The organism is Streptomyces sp. NRRL F-5135, from assembly GCF_000719775.1.
Taxonomy (GTDB): Bacteria; Actinomycetota; Actinomycetes; order Streptomycetales; family Streptomycetaceae; genus Streptomyces; species Streptomyces hebeiensis.
The window spans coordinates 39,784-60,329 of the sequence record NZ_JOHR01000011.1; the positions used below are offsets into that span (position 1 = coordinate 39,784).

The window sequence follows — 20,546 nt, forward strand, 5'->3', positions numbered from 1 at the left end:
CGCGGGCGGCTCACCGGGTCCCGGTGCGCCGGCTCACCAGGCCTCGGTGCGTACGAACGCCGCGGTGCGCAGCTGAAGCCACTCCGTACCGCCCCACGCGGCGAGCGCGAGCGCGGCGACGACGGCGAGGGCGGCCCTCCCCTCGCGTCCGCGGCCGGCCCGGGTGCGGGCGACGAGCGCCCAGGCGCCGAGCGCGAGCGCGGGCGTGCCGAACAGCGTCAGCGGCAGATCGACGTAGAGCAGGCTGAGGTCGCGCTCGTTCTCGAACGTGCCGCGCAGGCCGGGCGCGGCGCCGAGTCCCCATACGGCGAACCCGGTCAGGAAGCCGCCCACGACGGCGAGCGCGCCGCTCCAGCCGCTCGTCGCCGTGCGCACTCTCGATTCACTGTCGCCCATACGAGGAGGGACGTGTGCGGCGGAGTTCCGGTTGCGCGGGCGACTTTCCGGCTTCGCCGGATGCCGGGCCCGCCTCGTACATACGCTGACCAGGAGGGACGTACGTAATGAATCGAGGTGTGCACGGCACATGGGAACGAGCCGCCAGAAGAAGCCCCAGCGGGCCCGGGACGCCGACCGTCCGGGCATCTGGATCGGGTACGGCAAACTCGTCGGACTGCTCCGGGAACGGGCCGGCCTGAGCCGGCAGGACCTCGCGGACGCCGTGGGGTGCTCGTACCGGCAGATCGCCTCGATCGAGGAGGGCCGCAGACCGGCGAAGCCCGCCTTCACGGACACGGCGGAGACGTTACTGAAGGCGGGCGGGGTGCTGGCGGTGCTCCAGGACCAGGTGAGCCTGGCCCAGCGTCCGCTGTTCTTCCGCAGCTTCTCGGCGATCGAGGCGGCGGCGATGGCCCGCTACTCGTACGATCCGATGATGGTCCCGCCGCTGCTCCAGACGGAGGCCTACGCGCGCAGGCTGATGGCCTCGCGCCTCCCGCCGCTCGACGGCGAGGACCTGGACCGTCACGTCGCGGCCCGCCTGGCCAGGCAGGCGCTGCTGACCCGCGGGAACCCGCCGCCGCTGCTGGTCTTCGTCATCGAGGAGAGCGTCCTGCACCGCCCGATCGGTGGCCGGGACGCGCTGCGGGAACAGCTCGGCCGGCTGCTGGAGTGCGGTCGCCTGCGCCATGTGGAGATCCAGGTCCTCCCCCTGATCCGGTCGGGCCAAGCGGCCGTGCACGGCCCCCTGGTGCTGGTGGAGACGGTGGAACGGGAGCAACTGGCCTATGTGGAGTCCTGGGACGGCGGCTCCCTGGTCACCGAACGGGCGGAGGTGAGCGACATCGCGATGCGCTTCGGCATGGTCCGCTCCCAGGCACTGGACCCGGAGGAGTCGGCCCGCATGATCGAACGGGCGGCGGCGAAGCTGTGACGACGGGGACGTGTCCGATCGACCACCGGTGTGGCGCCCGGATCGGCGGGGCCGGGACAAACGCGTCCCGGCCCCGTCACCGGCCCGTCCCCAGTACGGGAGGAGCCCCGGCAGATCATGGTCGGCCGGCCCCGGCGAGATCTCGCGCGGAGACCGCACCGGTCACCGGCGTGCTCGGCCACGTCGAGGCAGGACACCCACGCTCCAGCACGTCCACACCGGCGGACAGCACCTGCGGGCACTCGCAGAGACGCCAGGCCCTCGCCGTTAAGGCTGCCTTGACGTGGTCAGCCGGTAGTTGCCGCCGTCGTAGCGGAACCGTGCCCCGCCGTGCTCGACGACGAGAAACGATCCGGCCTACGGCTGATCTCCAGCCCGAAAGAGATCAGCCTGCTTCAGCAGCGGTATGCGAAACTGCGCTCGCAGGCCCTGCCCCCCGAGGACTCCGTGGGCCTGCTGAAGCGATTGCGAGGAGCGCTATGACCACGTCCGACCTGACCTGGTTCAAGAGCAGTTACAGCGGCTCGCAGGGAGACGACTGCGTCGAGGTGGCGCAGGGCACACAGGCGATCCACGTCCGGGACTCCAAGGACCTGCGGAGCCCCGAGCTCGCCCTCTCCCCCACCGCGTGGAACGACTTCGTCAGCTACGCCGCCCAGAACTGACCCTCACGCCCCGGCCCGTGCCGGATCCGTCCGGCACGGGGCGGTGTCGTTCGCCTTCCTCAACCGCACGGAGAAGTGCGCGTGCGCGTCACGCATCTCCTTCTCTCGTTCGGCCTTGTAGAAGGGGGCGGTGCAACCCCCGGGGGAGGCTCGGGGCACTCCTTCTTCTGGTGCAGGGTCTCGTTGCGCAGCCGGGTGTCCAGGTGCGGGCGGCGCCGCTCCGTCTCGCCGCCTCGGTACGCCGGGCAGCAGGGAGTCGGTACGCCACTGGGCGACGTGGTCGCGGTGGGCGACGTGGTCGCGGTAGGTGGCGAGGGGTTCGCTGATCGCCTCCCTCCACGCGGCCCGCCCGGCGTCCAGGTGGGCGCGGGCCGCGGCGACGGCGGCCGGGACGAGGGCCTGGAGCCGGTCCGGGTCGCCGGGGCCGCCGGTGCGGGCGGGCCTCGGGCCGGCCTTCGCGTCGTGCAGCGCGTCCGCCATGGGACGCACCTCGGGCGTGCCGGTGCCGCTCCCGGTGCCGTCGGCGCCGAGCCCGGTCACGGCCATCCGAGGGCGTTGGAGTGGATGCCCTGGACGAGGAACACCGGCCATGGCGGCCGGGTCGAGCAGCGAGATCAGGTCGGCGAAGGAGCGCTTGTCGCCGTTGTGCGGGGCCGCGCCGGCGAGGAGCAGGGCGTCCGTGCGCGGGACGAGGGCCTCGGCGAAGGCGCGGCGCCGACTGCCGGGGTTGATCAGGTTGTGGGACTCGTCGATGACGACGGCGTCCCAGCGGATTCGCGACAAAGCACGAGGAGACCCGCCGCCGGGAACGCTACCCACCAGGCGGGACGCCGGTGTACGGATGGTCGAAGCTCTGGCCTGAATTTCAGCCGAAGCATGCCTGTTCCTGGCTCAGTCGGCGGTGCCGGGTTCCACGACCCACTCGGCTCGCAGCCGGCTCACCGAGGCGATCATGTCGAAGTCGCCGTCGTAGTGCAGGACAGTGGCCCGGTGCCGCTCGGCGGTTGCCGCGATGAGGACGTCGGCCAGCGACAGTGCCCGGTGAAAGCCGGCGTTCAGGGCCAGGCTCTGGATCTCCAGCGCCCGCTCGAACTCCTCGTCGTTGCAGGGAAGATAGTCGAGACCGCGGAGCAGGGTGCGCAGTCGCAGCGCCTCGGGCTTGCCGCGCGCCGAGTACAGAACCTCGTACTCGGTCGGGGCGCATACCGCGAGGAGTCCGTCCCTGTCCAGCACGTCCAGCCGCGCCCGCACCTCCGGCTTGCCCCGACGGGCCAGCGCGGACTTGTCGATGAGGTAACGCCCCTTCACGCCGCCGAGGCCCCGCCTTCACGCTTGAGCGAGCCGTCCGAATTCCGCGGCCCGGTCTGCGACCGGATCTCCGCGAACGCGTCCTCGAACTCTCCCTCGTCAATAGCGTCGAACAGTTCCCGGCGCAGCCGCAGCTTCACACCGTCCTCCATGGCCGCGCGCACTGCGGCGGCCTTGGTCTTCACGCCGTACACCCTCATCGCCTGCTCGACAATCTCGTCGTCCAGATCGATCACAGTCCTGGCCATCAGTTATCCCTCCGCAGATCGACAACCCGGCAATGATATCAATTTCAAGACAGGAATGACATCAGGATGCGGGGGTGCCGAGGACACAGATCAGAGGCAGGCGTACAGCGCCGGATATCGATCACCTTCCGGAGGTTTGAGCTTCAAGTTTGAGCGCCTCGCCCCAGGAGGCGCCCCGGCACAATCCCAGCACGGGAAAACCAAAGGGTCCGACCCCGAAGAGCCGGACCCTATCTGACCTGCACGTTTGCGAGATCTACAACGTGATACGTCAGCCGCTACACGTTGAAGCGGAACTCCACCACATCCCCGTCCTGCATCACGTAGTCCTTCCCCTCCATACGGGCCTTGCCCGCCGAGCGGGCCTCCGCCACCGAGCCCGTCTCGACCAGGTCGGCGAAGGAGATGACCTCGGCCTTGATGAAGCCCTTCTGGAAGTCGGTGTGGATCACTCCTGCCGCCTCGGGGGCCGTCGCGCCCTTCTTGATCGTCCAGGCGCGGGACTCCTTGGGGCCGGCCGTCAGGTAGGTCTGCAGGCCGAGGGTGCGGAAGCCCACGTGGGCGAGAGTGGCGAGGCCGGGTTCTTCCTGTCCCATGGCCTGCAGGAGCTCCAGGGCCTCGTCGGCCTCCAGCTCCGCCAGGTCGGCCTCCAGCTTGGCGTTGAGGAAGATGGCCTCGGCCGGGGCGACCAGCGCGCGCTGCTGGTCCTTGAAGGCCTCGTCCGTCAGCTCGTCCTCGTCCACGTTGAAGACGTAGAGGAACGGCTTGGTCGTCAGCAGGTGCAGGTCGTGCAGCGGCTCGGACTTCTCCGTGCCCTGGGCGATGCCCGCGGAGAAGAGGGTGTCCCCCCTCTCCAGGATCTCCTTGGCCTCCTCGACCGCCTTCACCTTCGACGCGATGTCCTTCTTGATCCGCGATTCCTTCTGGAGCCGCGGCAACACCTTCTCGATGGTCTGGAGGTCGGCGAGGATCAGCTCGGTGTTGATCGTCTCGATGTCGTCCTTGGGCGAGACCTTGCCGTCGACATGGACGACGTTCTCGTCCTGGAAGGCCCGGATGACCTGGCAGATCGCGTCCGACTCACGGATGTTCGCCAGGAACTTGTTGCCCAGGCCCTCGCCCTCCGAGGCGCCGCGCACGATGCCTGCGATGTCGACGAAGTCGACGGTCGCCGGGAGGACCCGCTGAGAGCTGAAGATCTCCGCGAGCTTGTCCAGGCGGGGGTCCGGTACGCCGACCACACCCACGTTGGGCTCGATCGTGGCGAACGGGTAGTTGGCCGCCAGCACGTCGTTCTTGGTCAGGGCGTTGAACAGGGTCGACTTGCCGACGTTGGGCAGGCCGACGATTCCGATCGTGAGCGACACGTTGGCGACTTCCTGGAGTGGGTACTGAGCGCGGCCCCGGCGGGCCCGATCCCCCAGTTTACGGGCGGCCCGCCGCGGCCGATGACCGGTTCGCCGCGCGGCGCCGCCCAGCGCCTCCCGCCCCGCGGCGCCTCATCGCGTACGGCCGCGGCGCCTCACCGCGTACGGCCGCCGGGCCGGACTCCGCCTTGCCCGCCGCGCCCGGACTCCGGCACGGCGGTACGGGCCCGCCCGAGCGGTCCGGGGCCCGCCCGGGCGTCTCCGTGCCTCGAACGCCGGGGCAAGGTCGCTCCAAGGGCGTGTCCCATGCCTGATTCGTCCCCCTCCGGCGCCTACGTTGGTCCGGTGGAGCAGCACAGGACGGAGCGGCACCGATGGCGCAGCGCAGGACCCACCAGCCCCAGCGGCACCCCCGCCCGCAGCGCGCCCCGGCGCAGCGGCGCGCCATGACGGCGGGGGGTTCCCTGCCGGACAACGCCCTGCCCGCACGGCCCCTGCTGTCAGGTCCCCCGGCCGGCGGTGCCACGACGGGGCGGCGTGTGACCACGGGCCGCGCCGGGTCGGGAGGCGCCGTGCCGGGACCCGGCGGGCCCGGCCCGGCCGCGTGGTCGGAGGGGTCCGCCGACGGCGGCCGGGCCCGTGGCTCCCGGACCGGCGCATCCACCCGGGCCGGCGGGCCCACCCGGACCGCCGCCGTGTCCCGGCGGCGGGGGGCTGCCGGGCCGACGCGGCCGCGCGGCCTGCCCAACCCCCGGTTCACCGGGCTCGGCGCCGGGCTCTTCGCCACCGCCACCATGCTCTTCTGCGCCTACGCGGACCAGTTGCTCTTCGACGGCGCCCAGGCGGTGTACGGGGCGATGTTCCTGCCGGTCAGCGCCGTGACCGCGCTGTGGGTACGCCCCGCCGACCTCGTGACCGCCCCGATCAGCGTGCCGATCGCCTTCGCGGTCGGGGCGCTCCCGATCGCCGGGGGCGCGGGGGGCTTCGGCGGACACGCGATGGCGCTCGTCACCACCCTGGCCGTGCACGCGGGCTGGCTGTACGGCGGCACGCTCGTCGCGGGTCTGATCGCGACCGTACGGAAGATCCAGGACATGGGCCGTCGCCAGCGAGCCCGGGAGGCCGCGGCCACCAGGGCGGCTGTCGCCGCCTTCCGGGCCTCCCGCCACGGCTGACACGTCCGGCCGCGCGCCCCGGCCGGGCCAGGGCACGCCTCGGCCACACGTTGCCGCGCCTGCCGACCGCGCGCGCCCGGACCGGCCTCCCCGGACCTGCCGGGCCGCCCGTTCCACGTACACGTGCCGGGTGCCCGACCGTTCGGGCGCGCGCGGCACGTCCCGGCGGGTGACGATCAGCTCTCGGACGCCGCCATCGCCGCGCCCACGATCCCCGCGTTGTTCTGCAGCTCCGCCGGGACGATCTCGGCCCTGATGCCCTCGATCAGCGGCAGGAACTTGTCGGCCTTGCGGCTCACTCCGCCACCGATGATGAACAGCTCAGGCGAGAAGAGCATCTCCACGTGCTCCAGATACTTCTGGACCCGGTGCGCCCAGTGGTGCCAGCTGAGGTCCTCGTCCTCCTTGACCTTGGTCGACGCGTGCTTCTCCGCCTCGTGGCCGTGCAGCTCCAGATGTCCCAGCTCCGTGTTGGGCACGAGCTTGCCGTCGATGAAGAGCGCACTGCCGATGCCCGTACCGAAGGTCAGCAGGAAGACCACACCCTTGCGGCCCCGCCCCGCGCCGAACGCCATCTCCGCGACGCCTGCCGCGTCCGCGTCGTTCAGGACACTGACCCGCTGCCCCAGCCGGTCGCCGAGCAGCTCGCCCGCGTCCGTGTCGATCCACGACTTGTCGACATTGGCGGCCGTACGGATCACGGACCCGGTGACCACCCCGGGGAAGGTGACGCCCACCGGGCCCGCCCAGCCGAAGTGCCGCACCACCTCCACCACGCCGTCGGCGACGCCGTCGGGCGTCGCCGGGTGCGGGGTGAGCACTTTGTGCCGCGGCTCGGCCAGGTCGCCGCGGTCCAGGTCAACGGGCGCGCCTTTGATGCCCGAGCCGCCGATGTCCACTCCGAAGACGTTCATGGAAGCCACGTTACGGCCAGCCGCCGACAGCGACGTCCGGGAGGGCTCGGCCCGCGAGCGCGGGAGGCGGCGGAGGCCGACGACGGCCGGTGCCCGGAGCGATGTGCGGCACCCGGGGCGCGACGGCCGGGGTCCGGACGATGGCGGGGCGCCCGGACCATGACGGGGCGCCCGGACCATGACGGGGCGCCCGGATCACGGCGGGGCGCCCGGATCACGGCGGGGCGCCCGGATCACGGCGGGGCGCCCGGACCATGATCGGCGCGCGCACCGGCAGCCGGGCCCAGAAGCGTCTGATCAGCGCCCGCTCGTCACGCCTTCTCGGCCAGCGCCGCGGCCTCCGCCCGCAGGTCGCGCCGCAGTTCCTTGGGCAGCGAGAACGTGATCGACTCCTCGGCCGCCTTGACGATCTCGACATCCTCGAAACCGCGCTGGGCGAGCCACTCCAGCACACCTTCGACCAGCACCTCCGGAACGGACGCGCCCGAGGTGACGCCGACCGTCGAGACCCCGTCCAGCCAGCTCTCGTCGATCTCCTCCGCGCCGTCCACCAGGTGCGCGGCGCCCGCGCCGGCGCCGAGGGCGACCTCGACCAGCCGAACGGAGTTGGAGGAGTTCTTGGAACCGACCACGATCACGAGGTCCGCGTCGGCGCCCATCTGCTTGACCGCGATCTGACGGTTCTGCGTGGCGTAGCAGATGTCGTCGCTCGGCGGCGAGATCAGCTTCGGGAAGCGCTCCTTGAGCGCGTCGACCGTCTCCATCGTCTCGTCCACGGACAGCGTGGTCTGGGACAGCCAGACGACCTTCGAGTCGTCCCGCACCTCGACGTTCGCCACGTCCTTCGGGCCGTCGACCAGCGTGATGTGGTCCGGAGCCTCGCCCGACGTGCCGATGACCTCCTCGTGGCCCTCGTGGCCGATGAGCAGGATGTCGTAGTCCTCGTTGGCGAAGCGGACGGCTTCCTTGTGGACCTTCGTCACCAGGGGGCAGGTCGCGTCGATGGTGGCGAGCTTGCGCTCGGCCGCCTCCTGGTGGACGACCGGCGCGACACCGTGCGCCGAGAACATGACGATCGACCCCTCGGGGACCTCCGCCGTCTCGTCGACGAAGATCGCGCCCTTCTTCTCCAGGGTCTTGACGACGTACTTGTTGTGGACGATCTCGTGGCGCACGTAGACCGGGGAGCCGTACTGCTCCAGGGCTTTCTCCACGGCGATCACGGCGCGGTCGACCCCGGCGCAGTAGCCACGGGGAGCGGCGAGCAGGACGCGTTTGCCGGCGCGGCGCGCGGCGTCTCCACGGGGGGTGGCGGCGGGCGACGGGCGGGACGTAGCAGTCATGCGTCCCATCGTAAGGCCGTGTGAGCAAGGCTGATGATCGGCCGTCCGTCGCACACTGGGCGGACGGGGAGACGGTGCGCGGAGACCGGCGGCGCGGACGAAGTGGCTGGAGGGCCGGGATGAGCGACGGGATCGACGACGGCAGCGGCGGCAACGGCAGCGCCAACGGCGCGAGCAGCAACAGCGCGAGCGGCAAGGGCGCGAGCGGAAACGGCGGGAGCGGAAGGAGCGCGGGGGCCGTACGGGGCGGCACGCTGCGGCGGACGCTCGGCTTCCGGGACCTCGTCGTCTACGGGCTGCTCTTCATCGCCCCCATGGCGCCCGTGGGCGTGTACGGCACGCTCGACGCCCGCTCGCACGGTTCCGTCGCGCTCGTCTACGTGGTGGCGACGGTCGCCATGTCGTTCACGGCGTTCAGCTACGCCCAGATGGTGCGGGTCGCCCCGCAGGCCGGCTCCGTGTTCGCGTACGCGCGCAAGGGGCTCGGCGAAGGGCCCGGATTCATCGCCGGGTGGATGGCGATGCTCGACTATCTGCTGATCCCCGCCGTGGCCTACCTGTTCGCCGGGATCGCCATGGAGGCACTCGTGCCGTCCGTCGACCGGTGGGTGTGGACGGCGCTGGCCGTCGTCGTCACCACGGCTCTCAACCTGTGGGGGGTGCGGGCGGCGGCGCGGGTCGGATTCGCGGTGCTGGCGATGGAGATCGCGGTGCTGCTGGTGTTCGTCGTCTCGGCGCTCGTCGTGCTCGTACGGAACGGTGCCGAGCGCGGCTGGGCGACGCCGTTCACCGGGGACACGGTCTTCTCGGTGACGGCGGTGCTCGGCGCGGTGTCGGTGGCGGTGCTGTCGTATCTGGGGTTCGACGCGATCGCCTCGTTCGCGGAGGAAGTGAAAGGGACGAGGGAGGGGGCGGAAAAGGAAGGGAAGGCAACGGGGAAGGGGACGACAGCGACACAGGGCACGGCGGCGGCGAAGGGGCGGGCGGACGAAGGGGCGGGCGGGTCACGGCAGGTTGCGCGGGCCCTGCTGGCGTGTCTGGCGCTCGCGGGCGTGCTGTTCGTCGTACAGACCTACCTGGTGGCGCTGCTGGAACCGGTGACGTCCGCGCAGCTCGCGGCCGACCCCGCGAAGCAGGGGTCGGCGTTCTACGACGCGGTGGACCGGTCGGTCGGCGGCTGGCTGCACGATCTGGTGGCGGTGAGCAAGGCGATCGGCGCGGCGTTCGCGGCGCTGGCGGGGCAGGCGGCGGCGGGGCGGCTGCTCTTCGCGATGGCCCGCGAACGCCGCCTGCCGCGCGCGCTCGCCCGCACGGACTCGGGCGTACCGCGGGTGGCGCTGCTGCTGGCGGCGGTGGTGACGCTGGTCGCGGCGGTCTGGGCGGCGCGCCGCCCGGACGGCCTGGACGAGCTGGTCTCCGTCGTGAACATCGGCGCTCTGACGGCCTTCGTCCTGCTGCACGCGTCGGTGGTGGGCTGGTTCGCGGTACGCCGGGCGGCCGGTTCCCCGCGCCCGGTCGCGCAGGTGGTGCTGCCGGTGATCGGCGCGGCGATCCTGATCGCCGTCATCGCGGCGGCGGCGAGGACGGCGCAGCTGGTGGGAGCGGCGTGGCTGGTGCTGGGGGTCGTCGTGGTGCTGGCGCAACGGCGCCGGGGCGGTGCCGCCCCACGGCCTCCGGCATCCGGGAAGGACGAGGGCGAGCACTGACGGTGCCTGCCCCGCCCGGGCGGGAGGACGGCACCCGGGCGCCGTGCCGCTCGGCGCGGGCCGGGCGCCGTGCCGCCGGGCACGGGGACCGGCGCCGATCCGCCGGGCGCGGGGCGGTGTCGTACCCGGCCTATACGCTCCTCGGTATGGCTCTCCACACAACCGCGGAAGCTCCGCTGCCCGTCGGCGAGGTGTCCCGGCTCATCGGCGGGTGGATCGACCGGCTCGGGGCCGTCTGGGTCGAGGGGCAGATCACGCAGCTCTCGCGCCGGCCCGGCGCCGGCGTCGTCTTCCTGACGCTGCGGGACCCGTCGCACGACATCTCCGTGAGCGTGACCTGCTTCCGGCAGGTCTTCGACGCGATCGCCGATGTCGTCTCCGAGGGCGCGCGGGTCGTGGTGCTGGCCAAGCCGGAGTGGTACGCGCCGCGCGGGCAGCTGTCGCTGCGGGCCACGGACATACGGCCGGTCGGGATCGGTGAGCTGCTGGTCCGGCTGGAGCGCCTGAAGAAGTCCCTGGGCGCGGAGGGGCTCTTCGCCCGGGACCGCAAGAAGCCCCTGCCCTTCCTGCCGCAGCTGATCGGTCTGGTCTGCGGCCGCGCGTCCGCGGCCGAGCGCGACGTGCTGGAGAACGCGCGGCGGCGCTGGCCCGCCGTGCGCTTCGAGGTGCGCAACACCGCCGTGCAGGGGGTCAACGCGGTCGCCCAGGTGGTCCAGGCGGTGAAGGAGCTGGACGCCCTCCCCGAGGTCGACGTGATCATCGTGGCGCGCGGCGGCGGCAGCGTGGAGGACCTGCTGCCGTTCTCCGACGAGCAGCTCGTCCGGGCGGTGGCCGCCTGTCGCACGCCCGTCGTCTCGGCCATCGGCCATGAGCCGGACTCACCGCTGCTCGACCTCGTCGCGGACGTCCGCGCCTCGACGCCCACCGACGCGGCGAAGAAGACCGTGCCGGACGTCGGCGAGGAGCTGCAGCGCGTACAGGCGCTGCGGGAGCGTGCGCTCCGCTGTGTCCGGGGGCTGCTCGACCGCGAGGAGCGCGGCCTCGCGCACACGCTCGCCCGGCCCGCGCTGGAGCGACCGCACCGGATGGTCGAGGAGCGCCGGGCCGAGGTGGACGCGCTGACCGACCGCGGCCGCCGGGTGCTGCGCCATCTGCTGGACCGCGCGGACTCGGAGCTGTCGCACACGCTGGCGCGCGTGGTCGCGCTGTCGCCCGCCGCCACGCTGGAGCGGGGGTACGCCGTGCTGCAGCGGCCGGACGGGACGGTCGTACGGTCCCCGCGGGAGGTCACCGCGGCCGAGGAGCTGCGCGCCCGGGTGGCCGAGGGCGAGTTCTCGGTGCGGGTGTCGGAGTGAGCCGGTGGGACCCCCGCGGCGAGCGCGGCGGGTGCCGAGCCCGGGCGCGCCGCCGCGCCCCGGCCCATGGAATTGTCGTTGTCGGACCGCGCCCCGCCGTGCGGCGCGTACCTAGGGTGGACACATGGCCAGGACGGACGAAGTGACGACCGGAAAGACCAGCGGAGAAGCGGGCCGGGGGACGAGCGGAGAAGCGGCCGGCGAGGCGGTGGGCGGGACGACGCTCGGCTACGAGCAGGCGCGGGACGAGCTGATCGAGGTCGTCCGCCGGCTGGAGGCCGGCGGCACGTCGCTCGAGGACTCGCTGGCGCTGTGGGAGCGCGGCGAGGAGCTGGCGAAGGTGTGCCGCCGCTGGCTGGAGGGGGCCCGGGCGAGGCTGGACGCGTCGCTGGCCCACGAGGCCGAGGAAGCGGAGGCGGATTCCCGGGCCGCCGACAGGGGGACGGGCGAGCCCGGCGCGTAGTGCCCCTCCCGGCAACGTTTGCCCCGTCGCGTCACCAGGTCCCGGGTTCCGCCTCGACGGGAGGACGGGCCCGGCGCGCGTCAGCGGTACGGGCCGGCCGAACCCCGCGGGCCCGCGAGAGGGCAGGAGACGGCTCCACGCGCCTGTGAATCGGAACACCCAGGTCCGGATTTAGTTGAAGCTTCACCCAACAATATGTACGGTGAAGCCGAATTCTTGATCCCACGATCACGCGATCCCGCACGTTCCGGAAGGTGCACCGATGTCCCTCGCCCTCGACCCCGCCGCCCAGGACCTCCTCTTCCGGGAGGCCCGGACCGCCAACACCTTCTCCGCCGAGCCGGTGACCGAGGAGCAGATCCGGGCCGTCTACGACCTGGTCAAGTACGGCCCCACCGCCTTCAACCAGTCGCCCCTGCGGGTCGTCCTCGTCCGTTCCGCCGAGGCTCGCGAGCGCCTCGTACCGCTGATGTCCGAGGGCAACCGGCCCAAGACGGCCACCGCCCCGCTCGTCGCGATCCTGGCGGCGGACAACGAGTTCCACGAGGAGCTGCCGCGGCTCTTCCCGCACTACCCGCAGGCCAAGGACTTCTTCACCGAGCGCCCGGTGCGCGAGGGCGCCGCCGCGCTGAACGCCGCGCTCCAGGCCGGCTACTTCATCGTCGGCGTGCGTGCGGCGGGCCTGGCCGCCGGGCCCATGACCGGCTTCGACCCCGCCGGAGTCCAGAAGGAGTTCCTGGACGACGACCACACCCCGCTGATGATCGTCAACATCGGCAGGCCCGGCGAGAACGCCTGGTTCCCGCGCTCCCCGCGACTCGCCTACGAGGACGTCGTCACCACCGTCTGACACCCGTCCGCGGCGGCCTGCCCGTACACACGGGCGGGGCCGGTACGACGCGGCGAGGCCGCCCGTCCTTCCACGGACGGGCGGCCTCGTCGTCGTACGTGGCCCGGCCTCAGCGGCCCCAGCCCCCTCATCAGGACTGTCAGGCGTCACCCTGCGGCTTCCGGGACTCCTGCGGCTCCTGGGCCGGCGCGGCGTCCTTCCCGGCCTCGAGCGCCGCCGCCATCTCACCCAGCCGCTCGAAGGACGCGGTACCGGTCACGACCGTGGTCGCGCCGTCCTCCGTACGGACCAGGGCGTCGTACTTGGGCCCCTCCCAGCGCCCCCACTCCTCGCCCGCCACCTGCTGCGTCCGGCCCGAGTCCGCGGCCTTCTGGCTGACTTCCGGCACGTACTTCCGCGGGGGCGCCGTGGACTGCTCGACGGCGACGTACTCGCCGTCCGGGTCGAGGTAGCCGAGGTGCCAGGCGTCGTCGCTCTCGGTCTTGTACGAGACCGACGTGGCCTTCCAGCCCTCCGGCAGGCCCGCCGGGGCCAGCACCGGGTACGGCGCGGCGCGCCGGGCGGTCAGCAGCTCGACGCGGTAGTCGACCGGCTGGACCGGAGCCGCTTCGTCGTCGTGCGGAATGAACACATAGATGACCGCGACGACCGCTCCGATGACCGCCATCGACAGGATCATGTCCCGAACTGTCTGCTTGCCTCGCATACCTGCCACCCCACCATGGTCGCATCACGGTCCGGCGCTCATCCGTGGGCCCCACTGCTCAACTTGTCGATGTACGGATAGAGTCATATCACCCTCTTATCCGGCCGTCGCCGTACAGAAAGGTGCGTTCCGATGACCGAGCATCATCTGCCTCCCCCGCTCGAGGTGTCTCCCGAGGCACCCGACCGCAACCTCGCCCTGGAACTCGTCCGGGTCACGGAGGCGGCGGCCATGGCAGCCGGCCGGTGGGTCGGGCGCGGCGACAAGATCGGCGCGGACGGCGCCGCGGTGAACGCCATGCGCACCCTCGTCTCCACCGTCTCGATGAACGGCGTGGTCGTCATCGGCGAGGGCGAGAAGGACGAGGCGCCGATGCTGTTCAACGGTGAGCACATCGGCGACGGCACCGGCGCCGAGGTCGACATCGCCGTGGACCCCATCGACGGCACGACCCTGAACGCGAAGGGCATGCCGAACGCGATCGCCGTCCTGGCCGCCGCCGACCGGGGCGCGATGTTCGACCCGTCCGCGGTCTTCTACATGGACAAGCTGGTCACCGGGCCCGAGGCCGCCGACTACGTCGACATCAACGCGCCCGTGTCGGTGAACATCCGCCGGGTCGCCAAGGCCAAGAGATCCGCCCCGGACGACGTCACGGTCGTCGTCCTCGACCGGCCCCGGCACGAGGGCCTGGTCAAGGAGATCCGGGAGACCGGCGCCCGGATCAAGTTCATCTCCGACGGCGACGTGGCCGGTTCGATCATGGCCGCGCGTGAGGGCACCGGCGTGGATCTGCTGATGGGCATCGGCGGCACGCCGGAGGGCATCATCTCGGCGTGCGCCATAAAGTGCCTCGGCGGCGTGATCCAGGGCAAGCTCTGGCCCAAGGACGACGCGGAACGGCAGCGGGCGATCGACGCGGGGCACGATCTGGACCGCGTTCTGTCCACCGACGACCTGGTCAGCGGCGACAACGTGTTCTTCGTCGCCACCGGCATCACGGACGGCGAGCTGCTGCGCGGGGTCCGCTACCGCTCGGAGACGGCGACCACCCAGTCCCTGGTGATGCGCTCCAAGTCGGGCACGATCCGGCAGATCGACTCGACGCACCGGCTCTCGAAGCTGCGGGCCTACAGCACGATCGACTTCGACCGCGCGAAGTGACGCTCCGCGCGCGGTTCCCGCCGGGCGGCGGGACCGGGTGAGTGGGCCCGGGCGGTGTGGTGCCGGTGCCCGCCGGGCGGCGGGGCCCGGTGGGTGGTGCCCGGTGGGTGGTGCCCGGTGGGTGGTGCCCGGTGGGTGGTGCCCGGTGGGTGGTGCCCGGTGGGTGGTGCCCGGTGGGTGGTGCCGGGGGCGCCCGTGACGTTCCGGCCAGACACGTCCGCCGACGAGTGAGCCGAAGGGGCGCGCCGCTGTCGAAAGGGAGGCTGTGCTTGAAAAGGGGGTCAGCCGGCCGCGGCGACCCTGCCGCCCGCCGACGCCGCCGTCTTCCTCAGCTCCAGTTCTCGCCGCCTCCGCCGGGCCAGCACCACTCTGCGCTCGGCGGCCGTGAGTCCGCCCCACACCCCGTACGGCTCGGGCTGGAGCAGCGCGTGTTCCCGGCAGTCGACCATGACCGGACAGCGGGCGCAGACCCGCTTCGCGGCCTCCTCCCGCGCCAGTCTGGCGGCCGTCGGCTCCTTGGACGGGGCGAAGAACAGTCCGGCTTCGTCCCGGCGGCACACCGCCTCCGAATGCCAGGGGCCGGCCTGATCCTCCCGAGTGGGACTCCGCTGTGGCGGGACGGCGGCGACCTGCAAGGGCTGATGCGGCAGTTGCAGCACGGTCTACTCCTGACGACGGCTTCGCGAGCGAGAGACGATGCAGCCTTCCCTACCCGCTGTACGCACTCCTATGCACTGAGTGCTACCCAGTTCGGAGTTCGGAATACCGTGCGGAATTCCGGACAACATGAGCCCGCCGGACGTTTTTGGCCGGAAAACGCCGCACCCTTCGGACGCGATCCCAGCCACCTCGGGACGAAGCGAGAGGCCACCTCATGCCGGCGCGGGCGGGCAGGCGAGCTCAGTAGCCGAAGTGCTTGCGGAGGTGACGGCGCAGGTCGGTGATCAGTTTGCCGCGCTTGGGCTTGGCCTCGACATTGCCGAACACGGAAAAGCCGTTCACGACGACGACCGGCGCGTCGGGCTCCGAACTCTCCAGCGTGACGACCTCGAAATTCCCGAAGATGCCCGTACCGCTGCCGCGCAGGGAGATGTTCTCGGGCACGTAGACCTCGACATTGCCGAAAATGGACGTCGCGTTGATCACCGTCGTCCGCTGGCTGAAGAGCGCCTCGGTCAGGTCGATCTCGACATTGCCGAAGAGCGAGAACGCCTGCGTCTTGCGGCCCACGCGCCAGCGGCCCCTGCGGGTCGTGCTGCTGAAGACCGCCACCAGGTTCTCGGCGGGAGCACCGGACTCCTCGGGGCCGTAGCCGTACGACACCGCAGCCGAGGGTCCGGCGGCGGCGCGGCCGTCGGCGCCGACGGCGGGCAAGTCCCGCACCAGGGGCTCCAGTTCACCGACGGTCTTCGCCCGGTAGACCGAGTCGATCCGCTCGGCATGCTCCTCGGCGTCCAGCCGGCCCTCCGCCAGGGCTTCCCGGAGGATGTCCGCGACCCGGTCCCGGTCCGCGTCGGAGGCCCTGATGGCGGCGGGAGGCGGCGCCGGGTCGGCGGCGGGCCGCACCGGCGCGTCCGGCTTCTGAGGCTGCTTTTCGAGGTCCACGGCCACAGGGTAGCGAAACGCGATAGATCGCGACTAGGGGCAGGGTGCCGTACGGCGCGCCGGACGGCGGAACCAAGCCGCGCGGCCGGACACCCGGAGTCGAATCCAGCCCCCGGCCCCCCGACTCTCGGCCCCCACCCCCCGATCCCCGATCCCCGAACTGAGCCTTACCTCACAGCAGCGCTGTCGGTACCGCGTCCTACGCTGGACAGGCGCCGCCGAAGCGGGCCGCGCCACGTCCGTCGAGTGAGGAATGGCCGACATGCCAGAGTTTGCGTACTCCGACCTGCTTCCGCTGGGAGAGGACACCACGCCCTACCGGCTGGTGACCGCCGAAGGCGTCTCGACCTTCGAGGCCGACGGGCGTACCTTCCTCAAGGTCGAGCCGGAGGCGCTCAGGACGCTCGCCGCCGAGGCCATGCACGACATCTCGCACTACCTCCGCCCCGCCCACCTCGCGCAGCTCCGGCGGATCGTGGACGACCCGGAGGCGTCCTCGAATGACAAGTTCGTGGCGCTCGACCTCCTGAAGAACGCGAACATCGCAGCGGCCGGCGTGCTGCCCATGTGTCAGGACACCGGCACGGCGATCGTCATGGGCAAGCGCGGGCAGAACGTGCTGACCGGGGGGAGCGACGAGGAGGCCTTGTCGCACGGCATCTACGACGCGTACACGAAGCTGAACCTGCGCTATTCGCAAATGGCTCCGCTCACCATGTGGGAGGAGAAGAACACCGGCTCGAACCTGCCCGCGCAGATCGAGCTGTACGCGACCGACGGCGGCGCCTACAAGTTCCTCTTCATGGCGAAGGGCGGCGGTTCCGCCAACAAGTCGTTCCTCTACCAGGAGACCAAGGCGGTCCTCAACGAGACCTCCATGATGAAGTTCCTGGAGGAGAAGATCCGTTCGCTGGGTACGGCGGCATGCCCCCCGTACCACCTGGCGATCGTCGTGGGCGGCACGTCCGCGGAATTCGCGCTCAAGACCGCCAAGTACGCCTCGGCGCACTACCTGGACGAACTGCCCACCGAGGGCTCGCCCACCGGGCACGGCTTCCGGGACAAGGAGCTGGAGGAGCAGGTCTTCGAGCTGACGCAGAAGATCGGCATCGGCGCCCAGTTCGGCGGCAAGTACTTCTGCCACGACGTGCGGGTGGTGCGCCTGCCGCGGCACGGCGCGTCGCTGCCCGTCGCGATCGCCGTGTCCTGCTCGGCGGACCGCCAGGCCGTCGCGAAGATCACCGCCGAGGGCGTCTTCCTGGAGCAGTTGGAGAAGGACCCGGCGCGGTTCCTCCCGGACACCACGGACGAGCACCTGGACGAGAGCGGGGACGTCGTACGGGTCGACCTGAACCGCCCGATGGACGAGGTCCTCGCCGAGCTGACGAAGTACCCCGTGAAGACGCGGCTCTCGCTCACCGGCCCGCTGGTCGTCGCCCGCGACATCGCCCACGCCAAGATCAAGGAACGGCTCGACGCGGGCGAGGGCATGCCGCAGTACCTGAAGGACCACCCGGTCTACTACGCGGGCCCGGCCAAGACGCCGGAGGGTTACGCCTCGGGGTCGTTCGGCCCGACGACGGCCGGCCGGATGGACAGCTACGTGGAGCAGTTCCAGGCGGCCGGCGGTTCGAAGGTCATGCTCGCCAAGGGCAACCGTTCGAAACAGGTCACCGATGCCTGTGGGACGCACGGCGGCTTCTACCTCGGCTCGATCGGCGGCCCCGCCGCCCGGCTCGCGCAGGACTGCATCAAGAAGGTCGAGGTCCTGGAGTACGAGGAGCTGGGCATGGAGGCCGTCTGGAAGATCGAGGTGGAGGACTTCCCCGCGTTCATCGTCGTGGACGACAAGGGCAACGACTTCTTCACCGAGCCCGCACCGGCCCCGACATTCACCAGCATCCCGGTCCGGGGCCCCGGCCTGTCCTGAGTCACCCCTAATACTCCAGCAGCGGTGTACCAACAGCCTCCCAGACCCCTCGGCGTCGCCGGGGGGTCTGCTGTTGCGCGCCTTGGCGGCGCTATGAGTCCCCCGCTCCCGTGGCTTAAAGGGCACCCTTGACGCCAACGCGGCAGCATCGGAAGGGTCCGTGCGTAGAAGTCCGTGCAATCCGCGTAGCCCGGGAGGCTGCTGTGTCGCTACGGTTCATCGCCAAGGACCCGAACACGGACGGGGCGAACTGCCCCACGGTGTGGGTTGACGAGGAGAAGCAAGAGATCGTGTTGCAGGGTTGGACGGTGGATGAGGCGACGCGCGCCGAGTGCCTGAAGACCGGCCCCATGCCCGACAGTGAGACCGTCGTCCGGCTGCCTATGCGTATGGTCGCCGCCATCAGGGATGGCTTGCAGTGCCGCAGACGGCCCCACCGTTCAGTGAGCTGCTGGCGAACTGCCAGCGATCCGCCGTGCACCTGGAGATGCGCGACTTCTACGACGACCCCGACGAAGCTCCGCGCGTGGCCGCGTGGAAGGCCGGGCATCGGGCGGACCCGAACGACCGAGCGTCCTGGTGGCGTCCCTGGCTCGACATGGTGTCCGAGGCGGTCTCCCGTGGCGTCGTCATCCGCCGCGCCCGGATCGTCTCCGAGCCGGTGAGCGAGTACACCCGCTACCTCTACGACGGCACGTTCACCAACATCGCCGCCGGTGAGCAGATCCGTTGGCTTCCCCGCCGGAACGCGTCGGATCTGGCACTCCCCGGCAATGACTTCTGGTGCTTCGATGACCGACTGGTGAGGTTCGGCTACTTCTCCGGTGAGGGCGTGTACCTCGGCGACGAAGTGGACGACCGCCCCGAGGTGGTCAAGCTGTGCGCCTCGGCGTTCGAAGCCGTCTGGGACCGGGCCGTTCCGCACGACCGCTACAGGATCTGAGAACACACAGCACCAATGGCCCGTTCCCCTTCGTCCAGCGTCCAGGCGGCCCGTGAGGCGCTTGCAGCACGCCTTCGGGATATTCGCCTGGACGCTGGCCTGAAGGCCCGCGAGGTGGCCGTACAGGCTGGCTGGCACCCCTCCAAGGCGAGTCGGCTGGAGAACGCTGTAACGCCCCCTTCGGACGCCGACATTCGCGATTGGTGCCGCATCTGTGGAGCCGACGATCAAGCAGCCGACTTGATCGCCGCGTCTCGGTCGGCAGAGTCGATGTACGTCGAGTGGCGACGGCTCCAGCGCACCGGGCTACGCCGACTCCAGGAGTCGTACGTACCGCTCTTCGAGCGCACCCGAACCTTCCGAATCTACTGCTCCAACGTGGTGCCCGGTCTGCTCCAGACACCCGCGTACGCAACCGCGCTGCTGGGTGAGATCACCGACTTTCGGCAAACGCCCAATGACGTCATGGAGGCCGTGGCCGCCCGCATGGATCGGGCGCGTGTTCTCCGCGAAGGAGATCACCGATTCGCCATCCTCGTTGAAGAAGCCGTCTTGCGGTACTGCATCGGCGACGCCGGAGTCATGGCCGGGCAACTGGGCCATCTGCTGTCGATCATGTCCTTGCCGGCCGTCTCCCTCGGAGTCGTGCCGTTTAGCGCCTCCCGGCACATGTGGCCGCTGGAAACCTTCTCGATCTACGACAGCGCGCAAGCTCAGGTGGAGCTGCTGACAGCGGCTGTGAACGTGACAGCGCCATCGGAGATCGAGCAGTACGCGAGAGCCTTCGAACGACTGTCGGAAGCGGCTGTCTACGGGGCCACGGCACGAACCTTGATCGCGAAGGCCATCGAGGCACTCGGCTAACGCGCGTGCAATTTCGTAGAACTTCGTAGAGCCCCGATGTGGCCCGTTCCTAACGTGGCCTGCACGACCAGAGGAGGGGCGAGCGATCATGGCGAGCGACGCAAGAGCCCGACTGTCTGAGGCGTTCGACGTGTTCGGCAGCAACGGCATGCTGTTGGTGTTCCACGACTCGGATGATCCGTTGGGAACGACGGCTGAGGGGGCGGACGCTCCGCCTCATTCGGGAGTGGGCCGTACGAGCCTGCGGGAACGGGTCGCCGAGGCCAATGCTCGGAGCCGTGGCGAAATCCTCTGATGGCGCGCACCGAACCGCGCCGCCCCAGAACGATCACTCAGAATCTGTGGTCGCACGGGGAGTACTGCGGAACGTGTGCCGGACACCGCGAAATCTGGTGCCCCCTCTGCTTCGGCTTCGAGGGTTGCTCGGGCTGCAACAACCGGCGGAAAGTGCTTTGCCCTACGTGTGCCGGCGGTCAGCTCCTGCCCAACGTCTGTTGATCATTTCTCGCTGATCTCCGCCCCTGTCGGGTCTGACCCGATCCCCTCTCCCCCATGGCTCGGAATCCCG

Annotated in this window: 21 protein-coding genes and 2 pseudogenes; 13 read left to right on the plus strand and 10 right to left on the minus strand. The window is 70.9% G+C overall.

Going from position 1 to position 20,546, the window contains the following annotated elements; translation table 11 throughout:
* Positions 1-33 precede the first annotated feature (33 nt).
* Entirely contained in the window at positions 34-396 is a 363-nt protein-coding gene (locus IG02_RS0120135; RefSeq protein WP_051765365.1) for a hypothetical protein, read from the minus strand.
* A gap of 130 nt (positions 397-526) precedes the next feature.
* Between IG02_RS0120135 and IG02_RS0120140 the strand changes: the two genes are divergently transcribed.
* The 3 genes and pseudogenes from IG02_RS0120140 to IG02_RS0120145 all read left to right on the plus strand — a co-directional run bounded on the left by IG02_RS0120140 (position 527) and on the right by IG02_RS0120145 (position 2,037).
* Entirely contained in the window at positions 527-1,372 is an 846-nt protein-coding gene (locus IG02_RS0120140) for a helix-turn-helix domain-containing protein (protein ID WP_030749778.1), read from the plus strand.
* A gap of 360 nt (positions 1,373-1,732) precedes the next feature.
* Positions 1,733-1,855 (plus strand): annotated as a pseudogene (locus IG02_RS40765) (transcriptional regulator); the annotation flags it as partial.
* Positions 1,852-2,037 carry a DUF397 domain-containing protein gene (locus IG02_RS0120145; RefSeq protein WP_030749782.1) on the plus strand — a complete coding sequence of 62 codons (186 nt, stop codon included), beginning with the start codon at positions 1,852-1,854 and terminating at the stop codon, positions 2,035-2,037. The pseudogene IG02_RS40765 and the gene IG02_RS0120145, both read left to right, overlap by 4 nt.
* Positions 2,038-2,625: 588 nt before the next feature.
* On the opposite strand, the pseudogene IG02_RS43940 reads toward IG02_RS0120145, so the two are convergent.
* The 4 genes and pseudogenes from IG02_RS43940 to ychF form a co-directional block, all read right to left on the minus strand.
* A pseudogene (locus IG02_RS43940) lies at positions 2,626-2,820 on the minus strand (hypothetical protein); the annotation flags it as partial.
* A 108-nt stretch (positions 2,821-2,928) separates the two neighbouring features.
* Positions 2,929-3,345: a PIN domain nuclease gene (locus IG02_RS0120155; protein ID WP_030749787.1), complete on the minus strand. Its 417-nt coding sequence runs from the start codon at positions 3,343-3,345 to the stop codon at positions 2,929-2,931.
* Positions 3,342-3,593 carry a type II toxin-antitoxin system VapB family antitoxin gene (locus IG02_RS0120160; RefSeq protein ID WP_030749789.1) on the minus strand — a complete coding sequence of 84 codons (252 nt, stop codon included), beginning with the start codon at positions 3,591-3,593 and terminating at the stop codon, positions 3,342-3,344. Before IG02_RS0120160 ends, IG02_RS0120155 begins: the two co-directional genes overlap by 4 nt.
* Positions 3,594-3,871: 278 nt before the next feature.
* Positions 3,872-4,960 carry a redox-regulated ATPase YchF gene (gene ychF / locus IG02_RS0120165; RefSeq protein ID WP_030749792.1) on the minus strand — a complete coding sequence of 363 codons (1,089 nt, stop codon included), beginning with the start codon at positions 4,958-4,960 and terminating at the stop codon, positions 3,872-3,874.
* Between the two features lie 374 nt (positions 4,961-5,334).
* On the opposite strand from ychF, the gene IG02_RS43945 reads away from it, so the two are divergent.
* Positions 5,335-6,135: a DUF6542 domain-containing protein gene (locus IG02_RS43945; RefSeq protein WP_051765367.1), complete on the plus strand. Its 801-nt coding sequence runs from the start codon at positions 5,335-5,337 to the stop codon at positions 6,133-6,135.
* Positions 6,136-6,311: 176 nt separating this feature from the next.
* Here the strand turns inward: IG02_RS43945 and ppgK are convergent, their stop codons facing one another.
* Entirely contained in the window at positions 6,312-7,049 is a 738-nt protein-coding gene (gene ppgK, locus IG02_RS0120175; protein ID WP_030749798.1) for a polyphosphate--glucose phosphotransferase, read from the minus strand.
* Between the two features lie 311 nt (positions 7,050-7,360).
* On the minus strand, positions 7,361-8,401 hold the full coding sequence (locus IG02_RS0120180; protein WP_420707772.1) for a 4-hydroxy-3-methylbut-2-enyl diphosphate reductase: 1,041 nt from the start codon (positions 8,399-8,401) through the stop codon (positions 7,361-7,363).
* A gap of 110 nt (positions 8,402-8,511) precedes the next feature.
* Between IG02_RS0120180 and IG02_RS36670 the strand changes: the two genes are divergently transcribed.
* From IG02_RS36670 to IG02_RS0120205, 4 genes are all read left to right on the plus strand, one after another.
* The gene (locus tag IG02_RS36670; protein ID WP_078854635.1) at positions 8,512-10,098 is read left to right on the plus strand and encodes an APC family permease; all 1,587 of its coding nucleotides are present in this window, start codon (positions 8,512-8,514) and stop codon (positions 10,096-10,098) included.
* Positions 10,099-10,244: 146 nt separating this feature from the next.
* The gene (xseA, locus tag IG02_RS0120195; protein WP_030749803.1) at positions 10,245-11,453 is read left to right on the plus strand and encodes an exodeoxyribonuclease VII large subunit; all 1,209 of its coding nucleotides are present in this window, start codon (positions 10,245-10,247) and stop codon (positions 11,451-11,453) included.
* A gap of 124 nt (positions 11,454-11,577) precedes the next feature.
* A complete protein-coding gene (locus IG02_RS36675) occupies positions 11,578-11,916 on the plus strand; it encodes an exodeoxyribonuclease VII small subunit (protein WP_030749805.1) in 339 nt (112 codons plus the stop codon).
* A 262-nt stretch (positions 11,917-12,178) separates the two neighbouring features.
* Positions 12,179-12,766, plus strand: coding sequence for a malonic semialdehyde reductase (locus tag IG02_RS0120205; RefSeq protein WP_030749808.1), 588 nt, complete (start codon positions 12,179-12,181; stop codon positions 12,764-12,766).
* Positions 12,767-12,905: 139 nt separating this feature from the next.
* On the opposite strand, the gene IG02_RS0120210 is transcribed toward IG02_RS0120205, so the two are convergent.
* Positions 12,906-13,481, minus strand: a complete 576-nt coding sequence (locus tag IG02_RS0120210; protein ID WP_051765369.1) for a DUF4245 domain-containing protein — start codon at positions 13,479-13,481, stop codon at positions 12,906-12,908.
* Positions 13,482-13,604: 123 nt separating this feature from the next.
* On the opposite strand from IG02_RS0120210, the gene glpX reads away from it, so the two are divergent.
* Positions 13,605-14,636: a class II fructose-bisphosphatase gene (glpX, locus tag IG02_RS0120215; RefSeq protein WP_030749814.1), complete on the plus strand. Its 1,032-nt coding sequence runs from the start codon at positions 13,605-13,607 to the stop codon at positions 14,634-14,636.
* A gap of 281 nt (positions 14,637-14,917) precedes the next feature.
* On the opposite strand, the gene IG02_RS0120220 is transcribed toward glpX, so the two are convergent.
* Entirely contained in the window at positions 14,918-15,295 is a 378-nt protein-coding gene (locus IG02_RS0120220; protein ID WP_030749818.1) for a WhiB family transcriptional regulator, read from the minus strand.
* 241 nt (positions 15,296-15,536) lie between these two features.
* The gene (locus IG02_RS0120225; protein WP_030749821.1) at positions 15,537-16,241 is read right to left on the minus strand and encodes a DUF1707 SHOCT-like domain-containing protein; all 705 of its coding nucleotides are present in this window, start codon (positions 16,239-16,241) and stop codon (positions 15,537-15,539) included.
* A 262-nt stretch (positions 16,242-16,503) separates the two neighbouring features.
* On the opposite strand from IG02_RS0120225, the gene IG02_RS0120230 reads away from it, so the two are divergent.
* The 4 genes from IG02_RS0120230 (at position 16,504) to IG02_RS39570 (ending at position 20,273) form a co-directional block, all read left to right on the plus strand.
* Complete coding sequence (locus tag IG02_RS0120230; RefSeq protein WP_030749824.1) at positions 16,504-18,171, plus strand: fumarate hydratase; 1,668 nt, start codon at positions 16,504-16,506, stop codon at positions 18,169-18,171.
* Between the two features lie 418 nt (positions 18,172-18,589).
* Positions 18,590-19,114 carry a DUF6879 family protein gene (locus IG02_RS0120235; protein WP_030749827.1) on the plus strand — a complete coding sequence of 175 codons (525 nt, stop codon included), beginning with the start codon at positions 18,590-18,592 and terminating at the stop codon, positions 19,112-19,114.
* Between the two features lie 15 nt (positions 19,115-19,129).
* Positions 19,130-19,978 (plus strand): helix-turn-helix domain-containing protein, encoded by an 849-nt coding sequence (locus IG02_RS0120240; RefSeq protein ID WP_030749830.1) that lies wholly within the window; start codon positions 19,130-19,132, stop codon positions 19,976-19,978.
* A gap of 88 nt (positions 19,979-20,066) precedes the next feature.
* On the plus strand, positions 20,067-20,273 hold the full coding sequence (locus IG02_RS39570; protein ID WP_030749833.1) for a hypothetical protein: 207 nt from the start codon (positions 20,067-20,069) through the stop codon (positions 20,271-20,273).
* The last annotated feature ends 273 nt before the right edge of the window (positions 20,274-20,546 follow it).

Bases quoted from the DNA above. Each gene is read 5' to 3' on its own strand.
- IG02_RS0120180 (WP_420707772.1), bottom strand. From the start codon at position 8,401: ATGGGACGCATGACTGCTACGTCCCGCCCGTCGCCCGCCGCCACCCCC.
- IG02_RS0120230 (WP_030749824.1), top strand. From the start codon at position 16,504: ATGCCAGAGTTTGCGTACTCCGACCTGCTTCCGCTGGGAGAGGACACC.
- IG02_RS0120160 (WP_030749789.1), bottom strand. From the start codon at position 3,593: ATGGCCAGGACTGTGATCGATCTGGACGACGAGATTGTCGAGCAGGCG.
- IG02_RS0120140 (WP_030749778.1), top strand. From the start codon at position 527: ATGGGAACGAGCCGCCAGAAGAAGCCCCAGCGGGCCCGGGACGCCGAC.
- IG02_RS43945 (WP_051765367.1), top strand. From the start codon at position 5,335: ATGGCGCAGCGCAGGACCCACCAGCCCCAGCGGCACCCCCGCCCGCAG.
- IG02_RS36675 (WP_030749805.1), top strand. From the start codon at position 11,578: ATGGCCAGGACGGACGAAGTGACGACCGGAAAGACCAGCGGAGAAGCG.
- glpX (WP_030749814.1), top strand. From the start codon at position 13,605: ATGACCGAGCATCATCTGCCTCCCCCGCTCGAGGTGTCTCCCGAGGCA.
- IG02_RS0120205 (WP_030749808.1), top strand. From the start codon at position 12,179: ATGTCCCTCGCCCTCGACCCCGCCGCCCAGGACCTCCTCTTCCGGGAG.
- IG02_RS39570 (WP_030749833.1), top strand. From the start codon at position 20,067: ATGGCGAGCGACGCAAGAGCCCGACTGTCTGAGGCGTTCGACGTGTTC.
- IG02_RS0120145 (WP_030749782.1), top strand. From the start codon at position 1,852: ATGACCACGTCCGACCTGACCTGGTTCAAGAGCAGTTACAGCGGCTCG.
- IG02_RS36670 (WP_078854635.1), top strand. From the start codon at position 8,512: ATGAGCGACGGGATCGACGACGGCAGCGGCGGCAACGGCAGCGCCAAC.
- xseA (WP_030749803.1), top strand. From the start codon at position 10,245: ATGGCTCTCCACACAACCGCGGAAGCTCCGCTGCCCGTCGGCGAGGTG.
- IG02_RS0120135 (WP_051765365.1), bottom strand. From the start codon at position 396: ATGGGCGACAGTGAATCGAGAGTGCGCACGGCGACGAGCGGCTGGAGC.
- IG02_RS0120240 (WP_030749830.1), top strand. From the start codon at position 19,130: ATGGCCCGTTCCCCTTCGTCCAGCGTCCAGGCGGCCCGTGAGGCGCTT.
- ppgK (WP_030749798.1), bottom strand. From the start codon at position 7,049: ATGAACGTCTTCGGAGTGGACATCGGCGGCTCGGGCATCAAAGGCGCG.